Origin of the sequence: Leifsonia sp. NPDC058230 (assembly GCF_042882245.1) — a bacterium.
Lineage (GTDB): Bacteria > Actinomycetota > Actinomycetes > Actinomycetales > Microbacteriaceae > Leifsonia.
This window is the reverse complement of the sequence record NZ_JBHVWM010000004.1, coordinates 290,547-301,375: the sequence shown is the minus strand read 5'-3', so window position 1 is coordinate 301,375 and position 10,829 is coordinate 290,547. Positions and strand designations below refer to the sequence as shown.

Here is a 10,829-nt window from a genome sequence, read left to right as displayed (position 1 = left end):
AAGGGCCCCAGGACAACGTTCCGGGGCCCTTCTCCGTACCGGGAGGGATCAGATGAAGACGTTGTGGATCCAGTCGAGTTGGATCTGCGCGAGCACGGCGACGATCGCGTAGCTGACGATCGTGATGAGCGGCACCCAGCCGTAGAGCTTGCCGAAGAAGCGGCGAACGGATGCCGGAACCGGAATATTGCCTTCTCGGAGGTTGTAGAACGTGACCGCCCAGAAGGTCGGGATCGTCACGAGCCAGGTGACCATGCACCACGGGCACAGCACGTTGAGCACCGTGATCGACTGCGTGATGAGGTAGATCACGAGAACGAGTGCGCCGATGACACCCAGGTTGAAGAGCATCCAGTACCACTTGGCGAAGCGCGCGCCCGCGAGAATGCTGACTCCGACCGCGATCACGGCGGTCCAGCCGGCGATGCCGAGCAGCGGGTTCGGGAAGCCGAAGATGGCGCCCTGCGCGGAGTTGAGGTTCTTGGAACAGCCCACCAGCAGGCTGAAGTTGCAGCTGAGTTGAGCGTTGGGATCGGCCAGTACGGCGAGCTTGTCCAGAGTGAGTTGGAAGGCCGCCCAGAAGCCGACGGCTCCTGCGACGATCAGAAAGATTGCGAGGGCGATCGGACGTCTGCTCGTAGTCGGTGACACAGACGGATTATGACAGAACGGGGCGCGTGTCGACCTGGGAACGGCCTCCAACTCGGCCAGGGCATGCGATAATCATTACGAAGTCATCACGGCCGAGCGCCGCGATGACGCCAAAGAAGGCTTGAGGGCGTGCAACGCCCAGCACGGGCCGGTCCAGGTGACCGGCCGAAACGACATCGAGAAGGTGCGACCAGAGCCACGAGCCGGTCGCACATATGGAGAATTGCGGATACGGCGCGAAAGCGGCGAATCCGCTTACGGAGAGTACCCGGAGTGCGGGGAACCGCGCCGGTCGAGGAGTGCACCAGCGATGGTGGAAAACGAAAATACCGACAAGAACCAGGGCAACGGAACGGAAGGCGCAGAAGGGGTCACGAAGAGGCGGTCACGCCTCTTCGGGTCGCGCAAGAGCGCGAAGAGGGCCGCTGTCGCTCCACCCGCCGCCGCTGTGTCGACGCCTGCCGCGCCCGCCGCGGATGAGCATCCGGCCGTGATCGACCAGCCCGTCGCGGTCCCGCCGCTGACCGGCGCGCCGCAGACCGAGGAGTCCCAGATCGTGCAGACGACCATTCCAGAAGCAGAGCAGTCCGCCCAGGCCGACGCGGCCGAGCAGCCGGAGACAGAGGAGAGCGCCGCGCAGACGGCGCAGCCCATCCCCGGTCTGCCGCCGACGACGCTCCTGTTCCAGGCCCCCGACATCAAGCCCCTTCCGCCGCTGCCGCGCGACGATCGGGACGAGGGCGACGAGGAGGCCGGCTCGGTCCGGCGCCGCTCCCGGCGTCGCGCCGGTGACGAGAACCGCACCGGCTCGAACGACCCGGCCAACACCGTGGTCAAGGTGCGTGCACCGCGCGAGCCCGAGCTCATCACCGAGCCGCAGCGCGTGAAGGGATCGACCCGGCTCGAGGCCAAGAAGCAGCGCCGCCGCGACGGTCGTGACGCCGGTCGCCGGCGTCCGGTCATCACCGAGGCCGAGTTCCTCGCGCGCCGCGAGTCGGTCGATCGGCAGATGATCGTCCGCGAGAAGAACGGGCGCATCCAGATCGGCGTGCTCGAAGACAAGGTGCTCGTGGAGCACTACGTCGCGAAGTCGCAGGAGGCGTCGCTCATCGGCAACGTCTACCTCGGACGCGTGCAGAACGTGCTTCCCAGCATGGAGGCGGCCTTCGTCGACATCGGCCGTGGCCGCAACGCCGTGCTCTACTCGGGCGAAGTCGACTGGGACGCCGCCGAGACCGGCAACCAGCCCCGCCGCATCGAACTCGCTCTGAAGCCCGGGGACCGCGTTCTCGTGCAGGTCACCAAAGACCCCGTCGGCCACAAGGGCGCCCGCCTCACGAGCCAGGTCTCGCTCCCGGGCCGCTACCTCGTCTATGTCCCGAACGGTTCGATGAACGGGATCAGCCGCAAGCTTCCCGACACCGAGCGTGCGCGGCTCAAGAAGATCCTCAAAGAGGTGCTTCCGGAGAACACCGGCGTGATCGTGCGCACGGCGGCGGAGGGCGCGACCGAGGAGCAGCTGACGCTCGACGTCACGCGTCTCACCGCCCAGTGGGCCGACATCTCCAAGCAGGTCGAGAGCGTCCAGGCTCCGGCCCTGCTGCACAGCGAGCCCGACCTGCTGATCAAGATCGTGCGCGACGTGTTCAACGAGGACTTCCAGAAGCTCATCATCGCGGGCTCGGATGCGCAGGCCACCATCGAGATGTACCTGCGCCAGGTCGCTCCCGACCTCCTCGACCGTGTCGAGACCTACCAGGGCGATCGGGATGCGTTCGACGAGTTCCGCATCACCGAGCAGATCGAGAAGGCGCTCGACCGCAAGGTGTGGCTCCCGTCGGGCGGCTCGCTCGTCATCGACCGCACCGAGGCGATGACGGTGGTCGACGTCAACACCGGCAAGTTCGTCGGTTCGGGCGGAAACCTCGAGGAGACCGTCACCAAGAACAACCTGGAGGCGGCCGAGGAGATCGTGCGCCAGCTGCGGTTGCGCGACATCGGCGGCATCATCGTCGTGGACTTCATCGACATGGTGCTCGAGTCGAATCGCGATCTCGTGCTCCGCCGCCTGATCGAGTGCCTCAGCCGCGACCGCACCAAGCACCAGGTCGCCGAGGTCACCTCGCTCGGGCTCGTGCAGATGACGCGCAAGAAGCTCGGCCTCGGATTGCTGGAGACCTTCAGCGAGGCGTGCGAGGTCTGCGCCGGCCGCGGTGTGATCGTGCACCACGATCCCGTCGTCAAGCACCGCCAGCCGCAGCAGCAGCCGCAGAACGAGCGTCGTCGCGGTCGCGGTGGCCAGCAGTCCGGCGGATCGGCCGGACCGGCCTCGTCGAACGGCAACGGATCGACGAACGGCAACGGCAACGGCCACGCTGCCGGTGCGACCCACGCGATCACCGATGACGCCAAGAGCGCCCTGGCCCAGATCGCGGCCAGCACGCTCGCTGCTCACGCTCACGAGAACGACCAGAGCGAGTCGGAGAGCACGGTCGAGACCGCCGCAGTCTCCGCGGACGAGGCCATCCACGGCAAGCACGTCGCCCCCGAAGCGGCCCCGCTGGCCGTCGACGATGCGCCCAAGAAGTCGCGCAGGAAGAGCAGCGCGAAGAAGTCCGCGCAGTCCAGCGAGTCCGCCGATGCTTCCGTCGCCGAGTCGACGTCACCCGTCGTCGCAGACGCCGAACCGGCCGCCTCGTCGGTGGATCTCCCGGTCACCTTGCTCGACATCCCCGTCGTCACCGCTCCTGCGAACCGCCGCCCCAAGGCGAAAGACGCCGAGCAGCTGCTCGATTCGGTCCTGGAGGCGTTGCCTCAGCCGAAGCAGCCCGGTCAGGGTCGTAGCCGGAGCCGCCGCGTCAGCACGGCTGCGATCGCCGGCGGTTCGGTCGCTCCGGAGATCACCCGCACGGAGCACGAGGAGTAGGGCTTCCGCAGAGCGTCGCCGTCGAGGCGCGGGATCAGTGCTTGCGCACCCGGTCCCGCGCCTTGATGCGCAGGCCGCTGGCTCGGAGACGGAGCACGAGCTCCCTTCCGGTGACCTCGGTCGCGCCGGCGGCGACGAGTTCGTCGTAGCGCCTGTCCGGCACGTCGTAGTGGTCCAAGTCGAAGGCGCGCGGTGCGATCCCGTTCGCTTCAGCGAAGGCGTGGAGTTCGTCCAGCGACGTGTCGCTGACGAGATGCGCCCACAACATGCCGTGGGCGGGCCATGCCGGGGGATCGATCAGGACCGTCATAGAATGATTGTAGGAACCCACGCCGTCGTCGGCGCGGACCCGAGCCCATCCGAATCACCCGTGAGTGAGTTTGACCGGGTGTAGGGCATCGGGTAAAGTTGACCGTTGGTGTGTGTCGGACGCCGTCCGCATGAGCGCCATGGTTTTCTGAGAGCCGCATCCGCACTGTGTTGAAAACACTGCAGTGCGGAGTCATGGCTCGCCAGTAACTTCCTGAAGACAAAGACAGTAGGACCAGGTCCGCGGCTCGCAAGTGAGCCAGGGGAGCTGTTCCCCAGAGAAAAGGTACGTAAAGTGGTTTACGCAGTTGTGCGCGCCGGTGGCCGCCAGGAAAAGGTCGAGGTCGGCACCATCGTGACGATGGACCGCATCAAGGCCGACAAGGATGGCAACGTCGAGCTGGCTGCTGTGCTGCTTGTTGACGGTGACAAGATCACCTCCGACGCGACGTCGCTCGCCAAGGTGAAGGTCACCGCAGAGGTTCTGAACGACCTCCGTGGCCCGAAGATCGTCATCCAGAAGTTCAAGAACAAGACCGGATACAAGAAGCGCCAGGGCCACCGTCAGGAGCTCACGCGCGTCAAGGTCACCGGCATCAAGTAACGCGTACGAGCACAGGCTTAGGAGAAGAAGCAGATGGCACACAAAAAGGGAGCGAGCTCCACTCGCAACGGTCGTGACTCGAACGCTCAGCGCCTCGGCGTGAAGCGCTTCGGCGGTCAGGTCGTCGGCGCGGGCGAGATCATCGTCCGTCAGCGCGGCACGCACTTCCACCCCGGCGTCAACGTCGGTCGTGGCGGCGACGACACCCTGTTCGCCCTCGCCGCCGGTTCGGTCGAGTTCGGCAACAAGGGCGGCCGCAAGGTCGTCAACATCGTGGCGGCCGAGGTCTAAGACCTCTCGTCTCACGAGCACTCTTCCGGATGGGCGGGCTTCGGCCCGCCCATCCGCGTTTTCGGTCTATCGAGACCATCAGACACATTGGAGCATCATGGCAACGTTCGTGGACAACGTGACGTTGCATCTGCGCGCCGGTCACGGCGGGAACGGCTGCGTCTCCGTTCGCCGTGAGAAGTTCAAGCCATTGGCGGGCCCCGACGGCGGCAACGGCGGCAACGGCGGGGACATCGTCCTCGTCTCCGACCCCCAGGTGACGACGCTGCTCGGGTACCACCGCGCTCCGCACCGCTCGTCCGACAACGGCGGCTTCGGCATGGGCGACCACCGCAGCGGCTACAACGGGCCGGAGCTCGAACTCCCTGTTCCGGTCGGCACGGTCGTCAAAGACTCCGACGGCACCGAGCTGATCGACATGTCCGAACCGGGGCTGCGTTTCGTCGTCGCGCCCGGTGGCATCGGCGGTCTCGGCAATGCTGCGCTCGCCAACCAGAAGCGCAAGGCCCCCGGATTCGCGCTGCTCGGCACCCCGGGCTGGGAGGGCGATGTCCTCCTCGAGCTCAAGACCGTCGCAGACATCGCGCTCGTCGGCTTCCCCTCGGCCGGCAAGTCGAGCCTCATCGCCGCGATGAGCGCAGCCAAACCGAAGATCGCCGACTACCCGTTCACGACACTGCACCCGAATCTCGGTGTCGTGCAGGCCGGCGACGTGCGCTACACCGTCGCCGACGTTCCTGGGCTGATCGAGGGCGCGAGCGAGGGCAAGGGCCTCGGCCTCGAATTCCTCCGTCACGTCGAGCGCTGCAGTGCTCTGCTGCACGTGCTCGATTGTGCAACCCTCGACCCCGGACGCGACCCGCTGAGCGACCTCGACGTGATCCTGGGAGAGCTCGCCGCGTATCCGGTGCCGGACGGGCAGACGCCGCTGCTCGAGCGCCCGCAATTGGTCGCCCTGAACAAGATCGACGTTCCAGAGGCGCGCGAGCTGGCCGACTTCGTGCGCTCCGACCTCGAGGCCCGCGGCTACCAGGTGTTCGAGATCTCGACGGTGAGCCACGAAGGGCTCCGTCAGTTGTCGTTCGCCCTCGCCGAATTGGTCGAGACCGCTCGCGCCGAGCAGGTCGCGGCCGAGGCGATCCGTCCCCGCATCGTGATCAGGCCGAAGGCGGTGGACGACTCGTCGTTCGTGATCAAGGTCGAGGGCGGCTCCGATGGGCCCGTCTACCGCATTCTGGGCGCCAAGCCCGAGCGGTGGGTTGCGCAGACCGACTTCGCGAACGACGAGGCGGTCGGCTTCCTCGCCGACAGGCTCGCGAAGATCGGCATCGAAGACCAGCTCTTCAAGGCCGGAGCGGTCTCGGGCTCCACCGTCGTCATCGGCCGTGACAACGGCGTGGTGTTCGACTGGGAGCCGACGCTGACATCGACCGCGGAACTCATCACGTCTCCGCGCGGCACGGATGCGCGGTTCGACGACAACGCCCGCGCCACACGCAACCAGCGCCGCGAGGACTACTTCGACAGGATGGACGCGAAGGCCGAAGCCCGCGCAGAACTGCTTCGTGAACGCGAGGCCGGTCTGTGGGTCGACGACCTCGGCGACGACGACGCGAACGGCGAGACCAAGGAGACCGACTCGGAATGACCATCGACGACCGTAGCCAGGTGCCCTCCGCGAGACGCGTCGTCGTCAAAGTGGGTTCGTCCTCCATCAGCGGGGACAATGCCGGGCAGATCGGTCCGCTGGTCGACGCCCTCGCCGAGGCGCACGGGCGTGGCACGCAGGTCATCCTGGTGTCGTCGGGTGCGATCGCGACGGGCATCCCGTACCTGCAGCTCGATGGCCGTCCGACCGACCTGGCAACCCAGCAGGCCGCTGCGGCCGTGGGCCAGAACGTGCTGATCTACCGGTATCAGGACAGTCTCGACCGGTACGACATCGTTGCGGGGCAGGTTCTGCTCACCGCGGGCGACATGGAGAATGCGACGCACCGCACCAATGCGAAGCGGGCGATGGAGCGACTGCTCGATCTGCGCATCCTGCCGATCGTCAACGAGAACGACACGGTGGCGACCCACGAGATCCGGTTCGGCGACAACGACCGTCTCGCAGCGCTCGTCGCACTGCTCGTCGATGCCGACCTCCTCGTGCTGCTCTCGGACGTGGACGCGCTCTACACGAAGCCGCCGCAGGAATCCGGCGCCGAGCGCATCGATGTCGTCGCCTACGACGACGCGCTGGACGGTGTCGAGATCGGCTCGACCGGCCTGTCCGGGCTCGGGACGGGCGGAGCACTCACCAAGGTGTCTGCCGCCCGACAGGCGGCCGAGCAGGGCACAGCGGTCATCCTCACGGCAACGGCGCTCGTCAGCGAGGCGCTCAGCGGTGGGCCGGTCGGTACGTGGTTCGTTCCCGCGGGCGCGGAAGCGCAGACCGCCTAAACTTGTCGCATGTCTCAGACCACGCTGGATGGTGTCGCGCTCGTCGATAAGCTCGCCGCTGCCAAGGAGGCGTCCCTCGCCCTGGCGACGGCCACCACTGACCAGAAGAACCGTGCGCTGCGCGCCATCGCGCGCCGTCTCGAGGAGTCGGCGCCGCGCATCCTGGAGGCCAACGAGCTCGACCTGGCCAACGGCCGCGAGCAGGGGTTGTCGTCGGGCCTGATCGACAGGCTCACGCTCAACGAGACGCGACTCGCCGGCCTCGCGGATGCGGTGCTCCAGATCGTTGCGCTCACCGATCCGGTCGGTGAGGCGGTGCGCGGCAGTTCCCTTCCCAACGGAATGAAGATCACGCAGGTGCGCGTGCCGTTCGGCGTCGTCGGCGCCATCTACGAGGCTCGCCCCAACGTCACCATCGACATCGCGGCACTGGCGCTGAAGAGCGGCAACGCGGCGGTGCTCCGTGGCGGAAGCGCGGCGATCAACACCAACCGCGTTCTCGTCGAGCTGATCGGCGAAGCCCTCCAGGATGCCGGTCTCCCGGCAGGCTCGGTGCAGACCGTCGACGAGTTCGGCCGCGCCGGTGCCACCGAGCTGATGCGCGCGCGTGGGTACATCGATGTGCTGATCCCCCGGGGCAGCGCCGACCTCATCCGCACCGTCGTGACCGAGTCGACCGTGCCGGTGATCGAGACGGGCGCCGGCGTCGTGCACATCGTGCTCGACGAGAGCGCGCGCGAGGACTGGGCCGTCGACATCGTGCGCAACGCCAAGGTGCAGCGCCCGAGCGTGTGCAACGCTGTCGAGACCCTGCTGGTTCACTCCGCTGCGGCCGATCGCGTTCTGCCCGCGGTCATCTCCGCGTTGACGGATGCGGGGGTCACCGTCCACGCCGACGATCGCGCCATGCGGCTCGCGCCCGCCGCCGTCCCGGTCACGGAGGAGGACTGGGCGACCGAGCACATGAGCCTCGACATCTCCGTGAAGATCGTGGACTCCCTCGACGAGGCGATCGCGCACATCCGGCGCTACTCCACTCAGCACACCGAGTCGATCATCACCAACGACCTCGCCAATGCGGAACGGTTCCTCGCCGAGGTCGACTCCGCCGTCGTCATGGTGAACGCGTCCACCCGGTTCACCGACGGCGGTGAATTCGGCTTCGGCGCAGAGGTCGGCATCTCCACTCAGAAGCTGCACGCTCGCGGCCCGATGGGACTTCCCGAGCTCACGAGCACGAAATGGATCGTCCGCGGGTCGGGCCAGATCCGTCCGTGACCCACCACTAGACTGATTCGCAGGCGTTCGCGCCGAGAAAGGAACACTCCCGATGACACACCTGACGGCCGTACTGGCTGAGACCGCTACCCATGTGGACCTGCCGATGCCGACCTGGGCATACGGGGCCATCGCACTTGCTATCTTCGCCGTGCTCGGGTTCGTCATCTGGAGCTACCGCGACGTGGCGAACCGCCACAGTCACAAGGCCGGTCCGGGTGCCGCCGATCACGCCGCCGCTCCGGGCGCGACCCACCACGGTACCGGCCACCCCACCCAGGGACACTGACCCGCCGAGCGTATGGAGCTGACGGAGAAGCGCCGGCCGAGGGTCGGGGTCATGGGCGGAACGTTCGATCCGATCCACCACGGCCACTTGGTCGCCGCGAGCGAGGTCGCCCAGTCGTTCGACCTCGACGAGGTCATCTTCGTGCCGACCGGTCAGCCCTGGCAGAAGGGTGCGGTGAGCGCGGGGGAGCACCGCTACCTCATGACCGTCATCGCCACGGCGTCCAATCCCCGCTTCACCGTGAGCCGGGTCGACATCGACCGCGAGGGTCCGACCTACACGATCGACACCCTGCGTGACATCCACGAGTCGCGGCCCGAAGCCGAACTCTTCTTCATCACCGGGGCGGATGCGATCGCCCAGATCCTGAGTTGGCGCGACGTCCAAGAGCTCTGGGATCTCGCTCATTTCGTCGCTGTGAGTCGCCCGGGACATGACCTGAGTATTTCTGGATTGCCCCAGCAAGACGTAAGCTTGTTGGAAGTTCCGGCCCTGGCGATCTCGTCAACCGACTGCCGGACCAGGGTGAGCAGGGGATTTCCTGTCTGGTATCTAGTGCCGGACGGCGTTGTTCAATACATCTCCAAACACCATCTGTATCGGAGTGTGGCATGACTTTGTGGCAAGACCCGCCGCCACAGACACGGCGACAGGCACGCGAGAACGAGCGTTCTGCGGAGCAGAAGGCAGCTGGGCAGGCATCCCGCCGCGCCGGCACCGCTGAGCCGACCCCTGCTGGCGAGATCCCCATCGTGACCACGCCTTTCACGTTCTCGGCCGGTCGTCAGGACGACGCACAAGACTCCTCCGCCAAAGACAAGAGTGCCGCGCCGCGCAGCGACGAGCAGCCTGCCATTCCGGCCACCGCTTTCGCCGAGCCCGGCGTCTCCGCACCTTCGCGCCCGAACCTCCCGACGTATGGTTCGTCCTTCGACTCCTTGCTGGCGCCCGACGCGTCGAACGAAGCAGTCGATGATTCGCCCGCTGCCGACCTCTACCGGCAGTCGCCTGCGCCCGGCAGCGTCGAGCCTGTGACCAAGCCCGTCTCCGTCGTGCCGCAGCCTCCACGCGCCGCATCGACGCCCGCCCCGGTTACACCTGCTCCCGGCGCAAGTGGCGAGCGCATCCTGACCCGTCGTGAACTGCGTGCGATGCAGCAGGCGCAGGAGGCGAACCAGCAGGCGGGCCACATCGAATCCGTGGTTCCGATCACCTTCACCGCTCCGGGCGACGAGACGGATCCGGCCGCCGATGCGCGCTCGACCGAATCGGGCACGGCAGAGGCGCCGGCCGACATCGATTCTGCGGCGGCGACCGCCTGGCCGTTCGCTCCGCTGACTCCGTCGGCAGCCGTTCCGGCCGTCGCTCCCTCATACACTCCGCCGGTATTCACGCCGGATGACGACGCGTCGACGAACGCCACGCCTTCCGCGGGCACCGCTCCGTCGGCCGCTGTTCCGCCTGTCGTTGCCCCCGAAGCCGAGGCTGTCGATGCTACGGCTTCCGAAACGTCCGACGGCGAGCGCGCGCCGTATCAGCCGCCGGTCGGCCACTGGTCGACCGCCGCCGAGCTCGACGACAAGAACCAGCCGTTCGACCAGATCATCTCGCGGAACGTCGGCACCTCCGGGTCAGCGACCACCACGAATGCGCTCATCCTTCCGTCTCTGCCGGTCGGGGATGCGACGGGCCCGCTGACGAGCACCGGCGAGATCCTCGTCACCGGCTCGATCGACCTGCCTCGCGGGCTCGGTTCGACGGGAGCGCACGACCGGATCGACTCGTCGGACATCGACCGCCTGCTCGACGGCGAGGAGAACGAGTTCAACACCTCCGAGGTCGCGCCGGTGCGCGCATCGCGGGCCATCAGCTCGCACACGTCCACACGGGGAGTGATCACGCCGCCGAAGAAGCGCGGCACGCGCCTGCCCGTCATCCTCTCGATCACGGCCGCGGTTCTCGCCGTCGGCGTGATCGGACTGCTCGTAGCGGCCTATGTCTTGAATGTGTTCTGATCATCATTCCGACACTGACCG

The 10,829-nt window shown here is 67.0% G+C and carries 11 protein-coding genes; 9 read left to right on the top strand and 2 right to left on the bottom strand.

Features of this window, described 5'->3' with window-relative positions; all coding sequences use genetic code 11:
• Window positions 1-48: 48 nt before the first annotated feature.
• The gene (locus ACFVV0_RS14485; RefSeq protein ID WP_387064355.1) at window positions 49-651 is read right to left on the bottom strand and encodes a vitamin K epoxide reductase family protein; all 603 of its coding nucleotides are present in this window, start codon (window positions 649-651) and stop codon (window positions 49-51) included.
• A 310-nt stretch (window positions 652-961) separates the two neighbouring features.
• On the opposite strand from ACFVV0_RS14485, the gene ACFVV0_RS14480 reads away from it, so the two are divergent.
• On the top strand, window positions 962-3,577 hold the full coding sequence (locus tag ACFVV0_RS14480) for an Rne/Rng family ribonuclease (RefSeq protein ID WP_387064352.1): 2,616 nt from the start codon (window positions 962-964) through the stop codon (window positions 3,575-3,577).
• Between the two features lie 34 nt (window positions 3,578-3,611).
• Here ACFVV0_RS14480 and ACFVV0_RS14475 read toward each other — a convergent pair whose 3' ends face one another.
• Complete coding sequence (locus ACFVV0_RS14475; RefSeq protein ID WP_387064349.1) at window positions 3,612-3,887, bottom strand: DUF4031 domain-containing protein; 276 nt, start codon at window positions 3,885-3,887, stop codon at window positions 3,612-3,614.
• 294 nt (window positions 3,888-4,181) lie between these two features.
• On the opposite strand from ACFVV0_RS14475, the gene rplU reads away from it, so the two are divergent.
• The 8 genes from rplU to ACFVV0_RS14435 all read left to right on the top strand — a co-directional run bounded on the left by rplU (window position 4,182) and on the right by ACFVV0_RS14435 (window position 10,808).
• The gene (rplU, locus tag ACFVV0_RS14470) at window positions 4,182-4,490 is read left to right on the top strand and encodes a 50S ribosomal protein L21 (RefSeq protein WP_387064346.1); all 309 of its coding nucleotides are present in this window, start codon (window positions 4,182-4,184) and stop codon (window positions 4,488-4,490) included.
• 33 nt (window positions 4,491-4,523) lie between these two features.
• Window positions 4,524-4,781 carry a 50S ribosomal protein L27 gene (gene rpmA / locus ACFVV0_RS14465; RefSeq protein WP_387064343.1) on the top strand — a complete coding sequence of 86 codons (258 nt, stop codon included), beginning with the start codon at window positions 4,524-4,526 and terminating at the stop codon, window positions 4,779-4,781.
• Window positions 4,782-4,878: 97 nt separating this feature from the next.
• A complete protein-coding gene (gene obgE, locus ACFVV0_RS14460; protein ID WP_387064340.1) occupies window positions 4,879-6,429 on the top strand; it encodes a GTPase ObgE in 1,551 nt (516 codons plus the stop codon).
• Window positions 6,426-7,226 (top strand): glutamate 5-kinase, encoded by an 801-nt coding sequence (gene proB, locus ACFVV0_RS14455; RefSeq protein WP_387064338.1) that lies wholly within the window; start codon window positions 6,426-6,428, stop codon window positions 7,224-7,226. The genes obgE and proB overlap by 4 nt, the downstream gene beginning before the upstream one ends.
• Window positions 7,227-7,235: 9 nt before the next feature.
• Window positions 7,236-8,504 (top strand): glutamate-5-semialdehyde dehydrogenase, encoded by a 1,269-nt coding sequence (locus ACFVV0_RS14450; RefSeq protein WP_387064335.1) that lies wholly within the window; start codon window positions 7,236-7,238, stop codon window positions 8,502-8,504.
• A 52-nt stretch (window positions 8,505-8,556) separates the two neighbouring features.
• Complete coding sequence (locus ACFVV0_RS14445; RefSeq protein ID WP_387064333.1) at window positions 8,557-8,793, top strand: hypothetical protein; 237 nt, start codon at window positions 8,557-8,559, stop codon at window positions 8,791-8,793.
• 12 nt (window positions 8,794-8,805) lie between these two features.
• Window positions 8,806-9,408 carry a nicotinate-nucleotide adenylyltransferase gene (nadD, locus tag ACFVV0_RS14440; protein ID WP_387064330.1) on the top strand — a complete coding sequence of 201 codons (603 nt, stop codon included), beginning with the start codon at window positions 8,806-8,808 and terminating at the stop codon, window positions 9,406-9,408.
• Complete coding sequence (locus ACFVV0_RS14435; protein WP_387064327.1) at window positions 9,405-10,808, top strand: hypothetical protein; 1,404 nt, start codon at window positions 9,405-9,407, stop codon at window positions 10,806-10,808. The genes nadD and ACFVV0_RS14435 overlap by 4 nt, the downstream gene beginning before the upstream one ends.
• The last annotated feature ends 21 nt before the right edge of the window (window positions 10,809-10,829 follow it).